Source organism: Kitasatospora sp. NBC_01560, from assembly GCF_045208415.1.
Classification (GTDB): domain Bacteria; phylum Actinomycetota; class Actinomycetes; order Streptomycetales; family Streptomycetaceae; genus Kitasatospora.
Window position 1 is genome coordinate 2,744,686 of record NZ_CP109364.1, and the last position, 16,743, is coordinate 2,761,428.

Here is a 16,743-nt window from a genome sequence, read left to right on the forward strand (position 1 = left end):
TCGACGCACGCCGGCCGCTTCACACCCGCCGCTACTTCACGCCCGCTGCCGCACAGGCCTCCGCGTACGGTCCGGCGCAGATCTCGGCCGCCTTGTAGAGGCCGCCGCCGACCACCGTGGCCTGGATCTTCGCCTTGGTCACGACGATCGGGGTGAGCAGCAGCGAGGGGATGCGCAGCCCGTTGCTGTCGACGCCCGCGCTGGCCGCGGAGCTGATGTCCATCCCCTTCAACAGCTGGACGGCGATGCTGCCCGCGGCGTCCGCCTCCGGCTTGTAGGGCTTGTAGATGGTGTAGGCCTGCTCGCCGGTGAGCACCCGGCGCACCGCGTCCATCGAGGCGTCCTGGCCGCCGACCGGGACGTTCTTGATCCCGGCCGCCTTGAGCGCCTCGATGACGGCGGCGGCCATGCCGTCGTTGGCGGCGTAGACGGCCTGGATGCCGTCCTTCCCGAGAGTTCGGACGGCCTCGTTGGTCTTGGCCGTGGCCACCTCGGGCTTCCACTCGCCGGACTGCTCGTAGCCGATCTTCTTGACCCGCCCGTCGAGCGCCCGGTGCGCGCCGGCCTTGAACATCGCCGCGTTGGGGTCGGACTCCGCGCCGTTGATCATCACGATCTGGGCGGTGGCGGCCTTCGGCCCGAGCGCCTCCAGCAGGGCCTGGCCCTGGATCTCGCCGGTGCGCTGGTTGTCGAAGGAGACGTACGCGGCGACCTTGCCCTCGGCGAGCCGGTCGTAGGCGATGACCTTCGCGCCCTTGGCCTCGGCGGCCGCCACCCACGGGGCCGTCACCTTGGCGTTCACCGGGTCGAGCATGATCACCTTGACGCCCTTGGCCAGCAGGTCGTCGAACTGCTGCTTCTGCGCGGCCTCGTCCCCGTCGGCGTTGGCGTAGTCGATGACGCACCCGGTGCAGAGCGAGCCCACGGTGGACTCGATCAGCGGCTTGTCGAAGGCCTCGTACCGGGTGGAGGAGGTCTTCTCCGGCAGCAGCAGGCCGACCGTCGTGCTCGCCACGCCGTCCGCCCGGGGCTTCTCCTCGCTCTGCCCGCACGCGGCGAGGGAGAGGGCCATCGCCGCGACGGCGGCGCCCGCGGCCGTACGACGGGTCGTTCTGTTCATGGTGGGGGGTGCCTCCTGACGTCGCCGCGGCGTTGCGGCAGAGGACGGAGTCAATCCGCGCCCGGGCATTCCGTCAATAACTGAAGGGGCAACTCGTTATCACCCTGCTCGATTCGTTATGAAGTGAAGACCGTGCACACATCTGCGCAGAACGTTCGCGAAGCCACCGGAGATCGGCGTCAACTCTTCAACGGGAACGGGCGAAGCCTCCGGGGCCACGGCCCGGCGTAGGGTGGGCGGCGACCCCCGCCCGCCGCACCCGAAGGACGACCCGACGATGGCGAAACCGCCCCAGGTGGGCTCCCCCGCACCCGAGTTCACCCTGCCCGGCCTCCTGCTGGACGAGGAGACCGGCAGCACCGAACGCCGTGACTACCGGCTCGCCGACGCCAAGGGCGGCCCGCTGGTGCTGGTCTTCTACCCGGGTGACGACACCCCCGTCTGCACCAAGCAGCTCTGCTCGTACAGCAGCGACCTCGACCGCTTCCGCGGGCTGGGCGCCACGGTCTGGGGCATCAGCCCGCAGGGCCTGGACAGCCACGAGCAGTTCGCCCGCAAGCACCACCTGGGCTTCCCGCTGCTGGCCGACCCGGACCGCACCGTCGTCCGCGCCTACGGCATCGCCGTCCCCGGGCTCGGGCTGCGCCGCTCGGTGTTCGTGCTGGACGGCGACGGCACCGTCCGCTGGCGGCACGTCGCCCTGGCCGGGCTGACCTTCCAGCACAGCGACACGCTCGCCGAGCAGCTGGCCGCGCTCTGACCCACCGGGCAGCTGGCCGCGCTCTGACCCACCGGGCACCGGCGCGCCGGCCGCCGACACGCCGATGGCCCGGCCGGGGATCCCCGGCCGGGCCACCTGTGCGCGTGCGCGCGGCTGCTACCAGCCCCAGCCGCCGCCCTCGCCGTCGTCGTCGGTCCTGCTGTCCCAGCCCTCGCCCACCTTGCGCAGGATGGTGTAGTGGTCGACCTGGGTGCCGTCCTCGGCCAGTGCCGTCACCTTCATCGCGGACTTCTGGCCCAGGTGCGCCGGGGTCACGTCGACCTTGATGAAGGAGTAGCCGGTGTAGCGGACCCGGGACCACTCGACCTTCTCGGTCACCTTCACGCCGCCCTTGGCGAAGTGGTAGGTGTCCACCGAGTCGACCCGGTTCTCGTGGCCCTCGTAGGTGTCCGGGGCACCGAAGTTGTACAGGCTGCGACCGGCCGCGCCCGCCGTCACGTACACCACGCCGTCGGTGGCCGGCTCGACGGTGGCGCCGCTCGGCACCGCCTTGGAGACCTTGTTGCCGAGGATCGCGTCGGTGCGCTCGTAGACGTGGTTGTGACCGTTGATCACCAGGTCCACCCGGTACTTCTCGAACAGCGGCACCCACGCCTCGCGGACCCCGCCCTCGGAGGCGTGCGCGACCGTGGTGGAGAAGGCGCAGTGGTGGAAGAAGACCACGACGAAGTCGATGGTCTCGTCGTTGCGCAGGTCCTTCAGGGTCCGCTGCAGCCACTTGGTCTGCTTGCCCGCCGAGATGCCCAGGTTGGCCGGGATCTCGTAGGAGACGTCGTTGGCGTCCAGCGAGATGACGCCGATGTTCTTGTAGCGGAAGGAGTAGACGCCGGGGACGGCACGCGGGTCCGGGCCGTTGTCCGGCAGGAAGAACCGGGAGTTCTCGCCGCCGTAGCCGTTGGGCGAGTACCAGGCCTCCATGTCGTGGTTGCCGTAGGAGACCATCCACGGCACCTTCGAGGCCACCGTCTCGGTCTGTGCCAGGAAGGCGTCCCAGGTCCTGGCGTCGTACCGCGCCTTGTCGGGGTCCGTGCCGGAGCCGGCGGCGTCGGCGTAGCAGATGTCGCCGGCGTGCAGGTGGAAGGCCGGGTTCTGGGCCAGGATGATGTGGTCGTTGCCGGCCGCGTGGGCGCTGACGCCCTGGTCGCCGAAGGCGGTGAAGGTGAACGGCTCGTACACCTTGCCCCAGCGGTGGTCGCGCGACGGCGCGGTGCGGAAGGTGCTCAGGGTGGAGACCGCCTGCTGCGAGGCCGGGTCGAAGCCCTGGTGGCCGACACCGTAGTAGTACGTGGTGTCGGGCTGGAGGTCCTCCAGCGCCACGTGCAGGTAGTACTGGTCCACCGGCTGGCCGGTCGGCGTCAGCGCGGCGGTGTGCAGGGCGCGCACCTCGGCCTGGACCTTGTGGCTGAGGTCCCACGGCTGCTTGCCGTAGCGCAGGAACGGCTTCTTCACCGGCGCGGGGACCTGCCAGGAGACCCGGAACTGGGTGTCCGGCTCGGCGCCGAAGGCCAGGTGACGGCCGATCGGCGCGACCAGCGAGCCGTCGATGCCGTCGGCCACTCCGCCGGTCAGCAGCTGCGGGGAGGCCGGCGCGGCGCTCGCGGTGCCGCTGCCCAGCGCACCGCCCACTGCCAGCGCGCCGACGGTGACGGCACTGGTGCGCAGCATCCGGCGGCGGGAGAAGCGGGCCCGCAGGTACTCGTGCTGCTCGGCCATGCTCATGCGGTCGGCGAGCTTCGCGGGCACGCCCATGTTGGGGATATCCATGGGCGGGACTCTTCCAGCGGTGCGTGGACCGCACACGGACGCGCGGTGAACGAGCCCCGGCGTGCCGGTCAGTCGAACGCCAATGTTCGACCATGCTTCGGCAAAGGACCCGGTGGGGGGTGGCTCCCGGACGGATCATCCGTCCGGTCGGCACCGTGACCTGCCCCGACGGGGCCTCAGCTGTCGGGCCCGCAGCTGCCGGGCGGTCAGGAGGCGGTCAGGAGGCCTCGTCCCAGGTGGAGGGGGCCCGGTTGCCGGTGCCGTCGCAGGTGCGGCAGATCTCGTCGCGGTAGGCGTGCTTGGCGCCGCCCGCGTCGACCCGGTAGCGGACGTAGACGCCGGTGCCGTCGCAGAGGAAGCAGTTGCCGCCGCCGCCGCCGACCTCGGTCGTCCCGGTGCCCTGGCAGGTGCGGCAGCTCAGGCCGGCGGTGCGGCCGGTGCCCGCGCAGATACGGCAGACCGTGGTCACGTGGTGATTCCTCCCAAGCCGGGGCGCCCCCGGAAATGGTAGTGCCCCGGCGCGCCGTCCGGTCGGCCCCCGGCGGACCGGATCAGCCGGGCAGGCCGTCCCGGACCCGGCGGGAGACGCTGATCTGCTGGAGGTCGAGGAGTCCGGGCGGGTCCGCCAGGCCGGGGCCACCCGCCTGCACCCACTCGGCTATCTCGTCGATCATGTCGTCGGCCAGCACCCAGCCCAGCCAGACCGGGCGGCCGCCCGCCACCCGGCCCTCGCTGGACGGGCCGACCACCACCACGTTGGACTGCGCGCACGCGTCGAGGCACTTGACGGCCCGGACCTTGCCCGCCGCGCCGACGGCCTCACGCAGCCGCTCGTACTGGCCGGCGTGGTCGACGCCCGGGTGCTTCTCCTGGGTGCCGCAGCAGCAGCCCCGGCAGACGGTGACGGTCACCGGGGCGGTGGCCTTCCCGGCGCGGTCGCGGTCTCGACGGCTCATCGTGCCTCAGCTCTCCTCGTGGCCCGGGGCCTCGTTCGGCAGGGCCCGCCGCCATGCCCGTTCGCGCAGCAGCCGAAGGCCGTTGAGGCCGACGATCACGGTGGAGCCCTCGTGCCCGGCGACGCCGAGCGGCAACGGCAGCGTACCTGCCAAGTCCCAGACCACCAGTACGGTGATGAAGCCGCCGGCGATCACCAGGTTCTGCACGACCAGCCGGCGGGCCCGCCGGGAGAGCGCCACCACGGCCGGGACGGCAACCAGTTCGTCCCGCACCACCACCGCGTCGGCGGTCTCCAGCGCGAGGTCCGAACCGGCCCGGCCCAGGGCGACGCCGGTGTGCGCCGCGGCCAGCGCCGGGGCGTCGTTGACCCCGTCACCGACCATCAGCACCCGGCGGCCGTCGTCCGCGAGGGCCCGCACCGCGGCGAGCTTGTCGTGCGGCAGCAGCCCGCCGCGGACGTCGGTCAGGCCGACCTCGCGGGCGAGGTGCTCGGCGGCGCGCCGGTTGTCACCGGTGAGCAGCACCGGCGGGCGGCCGGTGAGCGCCGTCAGGCCCCGGACGGCGGCGGCGGCCTGCTCCCGCGGACGGTCGGCCAGGCCGAGCACACCGGCCGGCTCGCCGTCGCGCAGCACCAGGACGGTGGTCCGGCCGGCCGCCTCCAGCTCGGTGACGGCGGGCAGGCCGCGGTAGGGGCCGGGAGCGCCGACCGCCACCACCGCGCCGCCCACCAGCGCCCGGACGCCGACGCCGGGGGTGGAGGTGAAGCCCTCGGCCGGGGGCACCGCCAGACCGCGCCCGCGGGCGGCGGCGACCACCGCCCGGGCCAGCGGGTGCTCGCTGCCGTGCTCGGCGGCGGCGGCGAGGGTGAGCAGCTCGCCCTCCGTCACGCCGCCGAGCGGGCGCAGCTCGGTCACCCGCGGGGCGCCCTCGGTGAGCGTGCCGGTCTTGTCCAGGGCGACGGCGTCGACCTGGCCCAGGCGCTCCATCACCACCGCCGACTTGACCAGGACGCCGTGCCGGCCGGCGTTGGCGATCGCGGAGAGCAGCGGTGGCATGGTGGCCAGCACCACGGCGCAGGGCGAGGCCACGATCATGAAGGTCATGGCGCGCAGCAGGGTGGCGGTCAGTTCGGCGCCGAACGCGAGCGGGACGGCGAAGAGCAGCAGGGTGACGGCCACCAGGACGGCGGCGTAGCGCTGTTCGACCTTCTCGACGAAGAGCTGGGTGGGCGCCTTCGTCCCGGACGCCTCCTCGACCATGGTGACGATCCGGGCGATCACGGTGTCGGCGGCCTCCCGGTCGACCCGGACGCGCAGCACCCCCGCGCCGTTGAGGGTGCCCGCGAACACCTCGTCGCCGACGGTCTTGGCGGCGGGCAGCGGCTCGCCGGTGATGGTGGCCTGGTCGACGTCGCCGGCGCCGTCCAGCACCCGGCCGTCGGCGCCGATCCGCTCGCCGGGGCGGATCAGGACGGTGTCGCCGACGGCGAGCCCGGCGGTGGGCACGATCTCCTCGCTGCCGTCGGCGGTGAGCCGGCAGGCGGTCGCGGGGGCGAGGTCGAGCAGGCCGCGGACCGAGTCGGCGGTGCGCGCGGTGGCCAGCGCCTCCAGCGCACCGCTCGTCGCGAAGATCACGATCAGCAGGGCGCCGTCCAGCACCTGGCCGATCGCGGCCGCGCCGAGCGCGGCGACCACCATGAGCAGGTCGACGTCGAGGGTGCGCCCGCGCAGCGCCCGGAGCCCGGCGAGGGCCGGCTCCCAGCCGCCCGCCAGGTAGGCCGCGGCGTACAGCGGGCCGGTCGCCCAGGCCGGGCCGCCGAGCAGCTGCACCAGGACGGCCGCCAGGAAGGCGGCGGTGGCGGCGGCCGCCCAGCGGGCCTCGGGCAGGGCCAGCACCCGGGTGCGGCGTGGCTGCGGGGCCACGGGGAGTGCGGGGGCCGGGGGCCGGGTGAGCAGGGTGCCGGATGCGGGCGTGACGGACATGGGCGCCACCATACAGGAACATATGAACACACCTTCATGCGTTCATGTACCCTGGTCCGCCCGCCGGACCGCCCCGTAGGATGCCCCCATGGGACACGCAGCAGCCGAGAACACCGTGCCGCAGATGCGCCTCGACGCATCCAACGCGGCCAAGGTGGCCGGCACGCTCCAGGCCCTCGCCACCCCCTCCCGCCTGCTGATACTCGCCCAGCTCCGCGAGGGCCCCCGGGCCGCCACCGAACTCGCCGACGCCGTCGGCATGGAGCAGTCCGCCTGCTCCCACCAGCTCCGCCTGCTCCGCAACCTCGGCCTGGTGGTCGGCGAACGCCGCGGCCGCTCGGTGGTCTACTCCCTGCACGACGACCACGTCGCCGCACTCCTCGACCACGCCGTCTACCACGTCGACCACCTGCGCCTCGGCCTCACCGACGAGCGCTGACCGGCGAGCTCCGACCGACCCGCACCGGCCGACCGGGGCCGGCGCGGCAGGGCCCGGCACAACGGACGCCCCCGAGGCGCCCCGCCCGACCGCGTCTGCGAAGATCCACCCGCCGCACCCGGCCTCCGCGCGTCCGCGCAGGATGCAGGCCGTTCGCGGATCGAGGGAGGATGCGCATGACCAGCCCCAGGAAGTGGCCGCTGTGGACGTCCACAGGGGCGGCGGTGACCGGACTGCTGGCCGGCGCTCTCGGAGCCGCCCTGATCGTGCTCGGCTTCTCCGTCCACGCGCTGCCCAGTGCGGCGATGACCCCGACCCTGGAACGGGGCTCGCGGGTCATCACCGAGAAGGTGCGCGACTCCGACGTGCGGCGCGGCGACATCGTCCTCGTCGACAGCCCCTGGGACATGCGCGGGCTGGTCGTCAAGCGCGTCATCGGGATCGCCGGCGACCGCGTCGCCTGCTGCGTGGACGGGCACGTCACCCTGAACGGGCAACCGCTCACCGAGCCCTACCTGCACGGCGGCGACGCCGACGGCTTCTCACGGGCCTACTCCGCGATCGTCCCGGAGGGGCGGCTCTTCCTGCTCGGCGACCACCGCGCCGACTCGGTCGACTCCCGGCTGTACCTCGAACGAGAGGCGGGCAGCATCGCCGTCACGACGGTCCGCGAGCGCGTGGTCTGGCACGACGGCGCGGACTCGGGCCCGCTCCCGGGCAAGCTGCTCGGCCCGCTCACCGTCCTCGCCGGCGGCGGACTGCTGGCCGTCGCCGGACTGGTCGCCACCGTCGTCACCGCCACGCTCGCCGCCCGCCGCAGGCGCCGGACCGCACCCGCCGCCTGACCGGCCGTCAGTCCTGCGCCCGGTCCTGGGCCGCCAGTACCTCGTCGCCGTGCCGGAAGCCCCACGCGCCCAGCCACTCCAGCGCGGGCAGCAGGGTGCGGCCCAGCGGGGTCAGCCCGTACTCGACGCGTGGCGGCACCTCGGGGTAACTACGGCGCTCCACCAGGCCGTTGTACTCCAGCCGGCGCAGCGTCTCGGTGAGCACCTTGGCACTGATACCGCCGATCCGGGCCCGCAGGTCGCCGGGGCGCTGCGGCGCGCCGCGCAGGGCCCAGAGCACCACCGAGCTCCAGGTGTGGGAGAGCAGGTCGAAGGCCAGGCGGGCCCGGCAGTCCGCCAGGAACACCCAGTCCGCCTGCTCCACCGGCCCGTCGTCCGCCGCCATCGGCACTCCCCTCTCCCGTTCACGTCACGCACCGATCGGTAACCATCGGCGTTCCTAGAGTCATCCCGACGCGGCCGACCGGGCCGCCGCAGAAGGGATTCCGCATGCGGATCGGCATCATCGGGGCGGGGAACATGGCGCAGGGGCTGGGCCGGCAGTGGGCCGCGGCCGGGCACGAGGTGGCGTTCGGCGCCCGGGACGCGGCCCGGGCCGCCGCGGCCGCCGCACACGCGGGTGCGGGCGCCCGCGCGGTGGCCGGCCCGGCGGCGGCCGCGGCCTTCGGCGAGGCCGTGCTGCTGGCCGTCCCGGCCGAGCGGGCCGAGGAGGTGGTCGCCGCCGCGGCCCCGCCGGCCGGCCGGGTGCTGATCGACTGCACCAACCCGATCGCCCCCGGCCTCGTGCTGACCACCGCCGGCGGACCGTCGATGGCCGAGCGGATCGCCGCCGCCGCGCCCGGTACGCACGTGGTGAAGGCGTTCAACGTGTGCCACGAGAGCGTCTGGCGGCTCACCCCGCCGGTCTTCGACGGACGCCCGCTCGCGGTGCCGCTCTGCGGGGACGACCCGGCCGCCCTCGCCCTGGTCGGCAGGCTGGTCGCCGGCCTGGGCGCCGAACCGGTGCCGGCCGGCGGCCTGGACCGGGCGGGGCTGCTGGAGGCGGCCACCGCCTTCGCGATCGGCCTCTGGTTCGCCGGGCGGGACGTCCGGGCCCTCTTCCCCCCGCTCGCCCACGCCGGCGGCACGGGCTGACGGGGGGCCGGGAATCACGCGATCGAGGGATCGGGCAACAGGGCACCGGCCACGATCAGGGCATCAGGACATCCTCCACTGCTGGAACTTGTTGCCCGGGGTGCAGGTGGTCATGGTGACCTGCTTGCCCGAGCCGTTGTCGGTCAGGCAGGTCGAGCCCATGTAGTCCTTCAGGTAGTAGGTGCCCGAGGCACCCGTGCCGACCACCGACCAGTTCTGCATGAAGCTGAAGCCCGACGAGAGCATCACCTTCTGGTACGCCTGGTTCGAGAAGTCGGTGTCCTGGACGAGGGCCGGGCTGCTCAGGCTGCACGGGTAGATCTGGTACCAGCCGCCCGGGTCCGGTGCCGACCGGACCCAGCCGTAGGCGGTCGTCCCGCCCATGACGGCGGCGGCGCCGGCGGACGGGCCCGCGGTGGCCAGGCCGAGCTGCTGGCCGTCGGCCACGTTGACGATGGCGCCCCAGTTCGCGCCGCCGCAGCCGGCCGGCGGGTTCGTCGTCGTCGGCTGCTTGGGGGCCGGCGGGTCGGGCGGTGCCTGACTGGACGCGGGCGCCGACGGGGCCGGCTGCGCGGGCGCCGGAGCGGCCCCGCCCGCGGCACCACCCCCGGCCGCCGCACCACCCGCCGCGGCACCGCCGGCCGCCGCACCGCCTCCCGAGGCACTGCCGCCGGCCGCACCGCCGCCGCCCGTCTTCGGCGGGGTGCCGCCCTGGCCGGCGGACCCGCCACCGGCCGCGGCCCCCGCGCCGCCGCCCGCGGCCCCGGCGCCGCCCGCCGTGGCCCCGGTCCCCGGCTGCGGCACCGGCGGCTGGCCGGCGGCGTTCGGTGCGGGCGGGGTGTCGGTCGGTGCGGCCGGGGTGGCGCCCGGCACCGGTTCGGTGGGCGGCGGCGTGGTCGGGGCCTGCTCGCCGGACGGCGTGGTGCCCGTCGACGCACCACCGATCGTGGAGGCGGACACCGGGGCGGCGGGCTGCCCGCCGGGGGCCTGCGCCTGCGACTGGAACGGCAGGCGGTCGACCAGCAGGACGGTGGCGGCGCTCGTGGTGATGATCACCGGGACGACGACGGGCACCAGGAAGCGGCGCCACGGCCGGCGCGCGGCGGGCTCGGGGCTGGTCCGCGGGGTCACGCTGGCGACCTCCGCGGCGCCGGCCGCCGGCGCCGCGGGGGCGGCCGGCCGGACGGGCCGCACCACCGCGGCGACCGGCACCGACGCGTCGCCGACGGCCGCCCGGGCCGCGGCGGCCATCGCGGCGGCGTCGGCGAACCTGTCCCCGGGCGCCTTGGCCAGGGCCCGGGCGACGAACTCCCGGACTTCCCGCGGAAACTCGGCCGGCAGCTCCGGCGCGGGCTGCTGCACGTGCTTCAGCGCGACCTCGACCACGCTCTCACCGGTGAACGGCGGTGTGCCGGTGAGCAGTTCGTAGCAGACCACGCCGAGCGAGTAGAGGTCCGAGGCCGGGGTCACGCCCGTGCCGCCGGCCTGCTCGGGCGCCATGTACAGCGCGGTGCCGATCACCACGTTGGTGGCCGTGAGCGTGGTGCTGACGAGGGCCCGCGCGATGCCGAAGTCCGTCACCGTCACCCGGCCGTCCGCGCCCAGCATCAGGTTGGACGGCTTGACGTCCCGGTGCACGATCTCCTGCTGGTGCGCGGCGTGCAGCGCGTCGAGCGCCGTCGCGAGCATGCCCAGGGCCTGCTCCGGCGTCATCGGACCGTCCTCGGTGAGGACCTTGTCCAACGGCCGCCCCTCGACGAGCTCCATCACGATGTAGGCGATCCGCTCACCCTCGGCGCCGCCCTCCTCCGCGCCGCCGCTCTCCCCGTAGTCGTGGACGTCCACGATGCCCGGGTGGCTGATCGCCGCGAGGAGCTGCGCCTCGCGGCGGAACCGCCGGGCGAACGTCCCCTCCTCCAGCAGCCCGGCGTGCAGGACCTTCACCGCGACCTGCCGCCCCAGTATTCGGTCGTCGGCGCGCCAGACGGCCCCCATGCCCCCGCCGCCGATCCACTCGGTCAGCGTGTAGCGGCCCCCGAGTACGGCCCCCCGTCCAGTCATCCCCGTCCCCTCCGTGATGCCCGATCCGACGGGCCGTCAACAACGCTGTCCGCGCTGCCGACAGTCTCCCCTGCCGCCCACCCCGCCGGCACCGGCGGCCCCCCGTCGCCGGTCGCGGCCACCGGGCCACCCGGGCCGCGCGAGCCCGCTACGCCGTCGCCGCGGCCGCCGCCCGCCCCGCCGTGCGGCCGGAGAAGAGGCAGCCGCCGAGGAACGTCCCCTCCAGCGAGCGGTAGCCGTGGACGCCGCCGCCGCCGAAGCCGGCCGCCTCGCCGGCCGCGTACACCCCGGCCAGCACCTCGCCGCCGGGCCGCAGCACCCGGGCGGAGAGGTCGGTCTCCAGCCCGCCGAGCGACTTGCGGGTCAGGATGCTCAGCCGGACGGCGATCAGCGGGGCGGCGGCCGGGTCGAGGATGCGGTGCGGGGCGGCGGTGCGGATCAGCCGGTCGCCGAGGTAGCGGCGGGCGCCGTGGACGGCGGTCACCTGGAGGTCCTTGGCGTACGGGTTGGCCAGCTGCCGGTCGCGCGCCTCGACGGTGCGGCGCAGCTCGTCGAGGTCGATCAGCGCCTCGTGGGTCTTGGCGTTCATGCCGCGGACGAGGTCCGGGAGGTTGCCGGCGACGACGAAGTCGGGGCCGTGCTCCAGGTGGGCCCGGACCGGGCCGGGTGCGCCGGGCAGCGCCCGGGCGAGGACGCCGCGCAGGGAGCGCCCGGTGAGGTCGGGGTTCTGCTCGGAGCCGGAGAGGGTGAACTCCTTCTCGATGATCTTCTGACTGAGCACGAACCAGGTGTGGTCGTGCCCGGTGGAGCGGATGTGCTCCAGCGTGCCGAGGGTGTCGAAGCCGGGGAAGAGCGGGACGGGCAGCCGCCGGCCGTGCGCGTCCAGCCAGAGCGAGGACGGGCCGGGCAGGATGCGGATGCCGTGCCGGGCCCAGATCGGGTCCCAGTTCTCGATGCCTTCGGTGTAGTGCCACATCCGGTCGCCGTTGATCAGGTTTCCGCCGGCCTCGCCGGTGATGCCGAGCATCAGCCCGTCGACGTGCGCGGGGACCCCGGAGAGCATCCGGTCCGGCGGGGTGCCGAGCCGGGCGGGCCAGGCCTTGCGGACGAGGTCGTGGTTGCCGCCGATGCCGCCGGAGGTGACGATCACGGCCTGGGCGCGCAGTTCGAACCGGCCGGCCGCCTCGCGCGAGCTGGCCTCGCCGCGGGCCGCCGCGCTGGGCACCAGCACCTCGCCGGTCACCGTGTCGGTGACGCCGGCGGTCGCCGCCAGTCCGGTGACGCGGTGCCGGAAGCGCAGGTCGACCAGGCCGCGGGCGGCCGCGTCGCGGACCCGGCGGACGAAGGGGGCGAGCAGGCCGGGCCCGGTGCCCCAGGTGATGTGGAAGCGGGGCACCGAGTTGCCGGGGCCGTCGGCGTGCAGGCCGCCGCGCTCGGCCCAGCCGACGACCGGGAAGAACCGCACCCCCTGGGCGTGCAGCCAGGCCCGCTTCTCCCCCGCCGCGAAGTCGACGTACGCCTCGGCCCAGCGGCGCGGCCAGGCGTCCTCGGGGCGGTCGAAGCCGGCGGTGCCGAGCCAGTCCTGCCGGGCGAGGTCGTGCGAGTCTCGGATCCGCAGGCGGCGCTGCTCGGGCGAGTCGACCAGGAAGAGCCCGCCGAAGGACCAGTGCGCCTGGCCGCCGAAGGAGGCCGCCGGCTCCTGGTCGAGCAGGATCACCTTCCGTCCGGCGTCGGCGAGTTCGGCGGTCGCGGCGAGGCCCGCGAGTCCGGCTCCGATGACGATGACGTCGGCGTCCAGGGCCATGCGGGGTCCTCCATCGGTGCTCCGGCGGTGCGCGTGCGCCCGATACTGCGGCCTCCGGCGGGGCACGTCAACCAGTGGGTGAGCGGCGGCGCGGCCGACCGCCGCCGGGGGGCCGCGGGGTAGTCCGGGTGGGGCGCGGGGCGTGACGAGCAGCGGCACGAATTCCGCTCCGAGGCGTTTCGGAAATACCTTCGATACACATCGGAGCGTTATTCCGAAATGCTTCTGACGGATTTTCGGTAAATTCGGCGCACTGCATGGACGGATACGAAACCTGGCAGTAACTTACCTGTCAGTAGTAGCTGTGGCCCCGGCGTGCGTGACCCCCACCCACTGTTGTTTCTCTCCCCCAGGAGGAACCGTGCTCCGCCCTGCCCGGAAACGCCGCACGACCCGTGCCTCCCGGAAGCCCGCCCTGCTCGGCGCCGCCGCCCTGGGCGCCGCCCTCGCCCTGACCTCCACCAGCGCGCAGGCCGCCACCCCCGCCCCGCACCACTACGTGGCCCTCGGCGACTCCTACGCCGCCGGCGCCGGCGTGCCCGGCCAGTCGGCCGGCCTCTGCCTGCGCTCGGACCGCAACTACGGCCACCTGGTGGCCGCCGCGCTCAAGGCCGGCGCCTACACCGACGTCACCTGCGCCGCCGCCAAGGTGAAGGCGATGACGCAGCCGCAGTACGACGCCATCCTCCGGGTCAACGACCCCCAGCTGGACGCCGTCACCGCCGACACCGACCTGGTGACCCTCGGCATCGGCGGCAACGACCTCGGCGCCACCGACCTCGGGCTCGGCGAGCTGGTCGGCGTCTGCATCGCCGGCGCCGTCGTCAACCCGCTCGGCACGCCCTGCAAGGACGTCTTCCACCACGGCTACTGGGACTGGTCCAGCTGGTCCTGGCAGTACGGCAACGACGACCTGGCCGACCGGATCGCCACCGCGAAGCCGCAGATCGCCGACACCTTGAACCGCATCCACGCCAAGGCGCCGAAGGCCAGGGTGCTGCTGGTGGGCTACCCCTCCGTCCTGCCCGCCGACGGCTCGGCGTGCTTCCTCCGCCAGCCCGTCACCGCCGGCGACGTGGAGTACATGTACGGCACGCTCAACCGGCTGAACGCCATGCTGAAGGCCACCGCGGCCGCCAACGGCGCCACCTACGTGGACACCGCCACCCCGACCGCCGGCCACGACGTCTGCTCGGACGACCGCTGGATCGAGGGTGCGCTGCCCGGCTCCCCGGCCGTCCCGTTCCACCCGAACGCCACCGGCGAGAAGGTGATGGCCGACGCGGTGCTGGCCGCCCTGCGGTAGCCACGAACCCCGAGGGGGCGGTGACCGGAATCCGGTCACCGCCCCCTCGGGACTGCCGTCAGACCGTCAGACCGTCAGGCCGTCACGGCTTGATGCGGACGACCTGCGGGTCGTGGTCGCTCGCCTGCTGGGCGAACTCGCTGTTGATGTGCACCACGTCGTACTTGGCGTACCCGACCTCCGGGCTGACCAGGATGTGGTCCAGCACCTGCGAGTTGCCCTGGTAGACGTAGGAGTACTGCTCCTTCTCCGGCAGCTCGTTCACCAGGTCGCGGAGCACGCCGTCCTTGGTCAGCGCACCGAGCGCCGGCGAGAACTGGTAGTCGTTGAAGTCGCCGAGCGAGACCACCTTGGCGGTCCTGTCGGCGGCCAGCAGCTTGGCCATGAAGGCCTGCTCGACGACGGCCTGCTTGGTCCGCTGCACCTCGGAGCTGCGGGCCGGAGCCTGGAAGCGGCTGTCGATGCCCTGGTCGCCACCCTTGCTGTTGAAGTGGTTGGCGATGACGAAGACCTTCTGGCCGCGGAAGGAGAACTGGCCCGCGAGCGGCTTGCGGCTGTTGGCCCACGCCTCGTTCGCCGGATCGATCCGGCCGGGCGAGGCGGTCAGCGCGGTGGCCGCGCCGGTGCCGGCCACGTCCACCGCGGAGGTGGCGGAGCCGCCGGGGATGTCGGTGAAGGAGACCCGCTGCGGGTTGAACAGGAAGACCTGGCGGATGTTGCCGCCCGGCTCGCCGCCGTCCTTGCCGTCCTCCGGGTCGATCGAGCGCCAGTCGTACGCGGGGCCGCCGGCCGCCTTGATCGCGGCGGTGAACTTGGCCACCGTCTGGCTCGCGTCCACCGTGCCGTCGCTCTTGGCGCCGTTGTTGTCCTGGATCTCCTCCAGGGCGATGATGTCGGGCGAGCGCAGGTTGGTGACGACGGCCTGGGCCAGCTCGGCGAACTTGCTGTCCGGGTTGCCGGGCGCCAGGTTCTCCACGTTGTAGGTGGCGAGGGTGAGTTCGCGGTCGGTGGCCTGGGCGGTCACCTCGCGCGCCAGGTGGTTGTCCTGCAGCGCGCCGAGCGGGCCGGCCACCAGGGTGTAGCCGCCGAAGCTGTTGTAGTCCAGCGGGCCGCTGGTGCTGCCGGTCAGCACGTCGCCGACGTTGGCCACCGGGAACGGCTGCTGGGCGACGGGGGCCTGCTGCTGGATCATCAGACGGCCGACGTTGGGCTCGGCGTAGGACTCGTACAGCACGCCGCCGCGCCGGCTCTTCTGGTCCTGCTTGTCCGCGGCGACCCAGAGCTCGTTGTACTTGTCGGTCGCCTGGACCACCCGGACGTCCTTGACCTCGACCCGCATGCCCTCCAGCGACTCGTAGAAGTCCAGGGTGTACTTCTCGGGGTCGAGCGGGAGCGACTCGATGGTGCCGCCGGCCGGGGCCTGCGGGCTGTACGTGCCGGGGATGTTGCGGGTGTCCACCACGACCGCCGCGGGCAGCGGGTTGCCGGAGGAGACCACCGTGACGGCCGGGTTGGTCAGCTGGGTGAGCGACTGCGAGCCACCGTTGAAGTTCGGGTAGTACTCCGTCACCTTGCCGGTGACCAGCACCGAGTCGCCGACCTTGACGGTCGGGGTGGCGCTGCCGGTGTAGACGAAGATGCCCTCGCTGGTGGCCGGGTCGGCGTCCGGGTTCGGGTCCTGGATCCAGAAGCCCTTGGAGCCGTAGCCGCGCACGCCGGTGACGATGCCGGGCACGCCGGCCACGGTCTTGCCGGTGCGGGAGGACAGGCGGGTGGCGCCCTGCACGTCGTGGATCCGGACGGTGCCCGGCTCGGTCGGGCCGGTCGGGGTGCTGCCCTCGGCGACCTCGCCCTTGCTGTTGGTCGGCGTCGGGGCGCCGGCGGCGAGGTCGGCCGCGTTGTCGTCGGTGTCGGCGAGGCCGGTCCGGCGGGCCACCGAGGCGGTGTTGGAGGCGCCGGCCGCGGCCGCCGAGCCCTCGTGGACCACGGCGGTGCCGAAGCCGACCAGGTCACGCACGCGCGGGTCGGCGGCGCAGTCGGCGGCGGTCTTGCAGGTCAGCGGGTCGGTGCCGCGGACGAGCGCGACGGTGCCGCTGGTGCCGGAGAGCGCGAGCGAGCCGGCCGCGTCCGGGGTGGGCAGGTCGACGGTGCCCGCCGCGCCGGCCGCCTCGGCCACCAGGTAGCGCGCACCGGGGGCGACCGTGCCGGTCAGCGGGGTGACGCCCCACTGGGAGCCGGCGCCGGGCGTGCCGGATATGTACTGGACGCTCCAGCCGTCCAGGCCGAAGGCGGCACCGCCCTTGTTGGCCAGCTCGACGAAGTCGTTCTTCAGCGTGGCGCCGGAGTTGCCGCCACCGCCGTACACCTCGGCGATCACCGCGTCGGCCGACGGCGCGGCCACGGCGGCCGGCAGCGGGACGAGCACCAGCGAGGCGGCCAGGCCGGCCGGGAGGAGGGTGGCACGGAGCAGTGCGCGGCGCGAGCGGGGAGCGGGGGACGTGGTCACCGGGGCGGGACTCCTTGGTCTGCCGTGGCGCGCGGCGGCACGGC

Annotated in this window: 14 protein-coding genes; 5 read left to right on the plus strand and 9 right to left on the minus strand. The window is 74.2% G+C overall.

All coding sequences use genetic code 11. The features are described from left to right. Positions 1 to 31: 31 nt before the first annotated feature. Positions 32 to 1,120 carry a sugar ABC transporter substrate-binding protein gene (locus OH807_RS11695; RefSeq protein ID WP_406197273.1) on the minus strand — a complete coding sequence of 363 codons (1,089 nt, stop codon included), beginning with the start codon at positions 1,118 to 1,120 and terminating at the stop codon, positions 32 to 34. 277 nt (positions 1,121 to 1,397) lie between these two features. Here OH807_RS11695 and OH807_RS11700 point away from each other — a divergent pair, with 277 nt between their 5' ends. Then, complete coding sequence (locus tag OH807_RS11700; protein WP_406197276.1) at positions 1,398 to 1,880, plus strand: peroxiredoxin; 483 nt, start codon at positions 1,398 to 1,400, stop codon at positions 1,878 to 1,880. A 117-nt stretch (positions 1,881 to 1,997) separates the two neighbouring features. Here OH807_RS11700 and OH807_RS11705 read toward each other — a convergent pair whose 3' ends face one another. The 4 genes from OH807_RS11705 to OH807_RS11720 form a co-directional block, all read right to left on the minus strand. Next, positions 1,998 to 3,665, minus strand: coding sequence for a fibronectin type III domain-containing protein (locus OH807_RS11705; RefSeq protein ID WP_406197279.1), 1,668 nt, complete (start codon positions 3,663 to 3,665; stop codon positions 1,998 to 2,000). A gap of 217 nt (positions 3,666 to 3,882) precedes the next feature. Beyond that, the gene (locus OH807_RS11710; protein ID WP_406197282.1) at positions 3,883 to 4,134 is read right to left on the minus strand and encodes a hypothetical protein; all 252 of its coding nucleotides are present in this window, start codon (positions 4,132 to 4,134) and stop codon (positions 3,883 to 3,885) included. An 82-nt stretch (positions 4,135 to 4,216) separates the two neighbouring features. Continuing rightward, positions 4,217 to 4,621 (minus strand): (2Fe-2S) ferredoxin domain-containing protein, encoded by a 405-nt coding sequence (locus OH807_RS11715; RefSeq protein ID WP_406197284.1) that lies wholly within the window; start codon positions 4,619 to 4,621, stop codon positions 4,217 to 4,219. Between the two features lie 6 nt (positions 4,622 to 4,627). Then, a complete protein-coding gene (locus OH807_RS11720) occupies positions 4,628 to 6,604 on the minus strand; it encodes a heavy metal translocating P-type ATPase (protein WP_406197287.1) in 1,977 nt (658 codons plus the stop codon). Between the two features lie 88 nt (positions 6,605 to 6,692). On the opposite strand from OH807_RS11720, the gene OH807_RS11725 reads away from it, so the two are divergent. Then, complete coding sequence (locus OH807_RS11725; protein ID WP_406197289.1) at positions 6,693 to 7,043, plus strand: ArsR/SmtB family transcription factor; 351 nt, start codon at positions 6,693 to 6,695, stop codon at positions 7,041 to 7,043. Positions 7,044 to 7,219: 176 nt separating this feature from the next. Then, positions 7,220 to 7,888, plus strand: coding sequence for a signal peptidase I (gene lepB, locus OH807_RS11730; protein WP_406197291.1), 669 nt, complete (start codon positions 7,220 to 7,222; stop codon positions 7,886 to 7,888). Between the two features lie 7 nt (positions 7,889 to 7,895). On the opposite strand, the gene OH807_RS11735 is transcribed toward lepB, so the two are convergent. Next, positions 7,896 to 8,273: a winged helix-turn-helix transcriptional regulator gene (locus tag OH807_RS11735; RefSeq protein WP_406197293.1), complete on the minus strand. Its 378-nt coding sequence runs from the start codon at positions 8,271 to 8,273 to the stop codon at positions 7,896 to 7,898. Positions 8,274 to 8,377: 104 nt separating this feature from the next. On the opposite strand from OH807_RS11735, the gene OH807_RS11740 reads away from it, so the two are divergent. Beyond that, positions 8,378 to 9,022, plus strand: a complete 645-nt coding sequence (locus OH807_RS11740; protein ID WP_406197295.1) for an NADPH-dependent F420 reductase — start codon at positions 8,378 to 8,380, stop codon at positions 9,020 to 9,022. 63 nt (positions 9,023 to 9,085) lie between these two features. Here OH807_RS11740 and OH807_RS11745 read toward each other — a convergent pair whose 3' ends face one another. After that, entirely contained in the window at positions 9,086 to 11,083 is a 1,998-nt protein-coding gene (locus OH807_RS11745; RefSeq protein WP_406197297.1) for a serine/threonine protein kinase, read from the minus strand. A gap of 148 nt (positions 11,084 to 11,231) precedes the next feature. After that, entirely contained in the window at positions 11,232 to 12,887 is a 1,656-nt protein-coding gene (locus tag OH807_RS11750) for an FAD-binding dehydrogenase (RefSeq protein ID WP_406197300.1), read from the minus strand. Positions 12,888 to 13,248: 361 nt separating this feature from the next. Here OH807_RS11750 and OH807_RS11755 point away from each other — a divergent pair, with 361 nt between their 5' ends. Beyond that, entirely contained in the window at positions 13,249 to 14,193 is a 945-nt protein-coding gene (locus OH807_RS11755) for an SGNH/GDSL hydrolase family protein (protein ID WP_406197303.1), read from the plus strand. Between the two features lie 82 nt (positions 14,194 to 14,275). On the opposite strand, the gene OH807_RS11760 is transcribed toward OH807_RS11755, so the two are convergent. Next, positions 14,276 to 16,699 (minus strand): lamin tail domain-containing protein, encoded by a 2,424-nt coding sequence (locus OH807_RS11760; protein WP_406197305.1) that lies wholly within the window; start codon positions 16,697 to 16,699, stop codon positions 14,276 to 14,278. Positions 16,700 to 16,743: the final 44 nt, after the last annotated feature.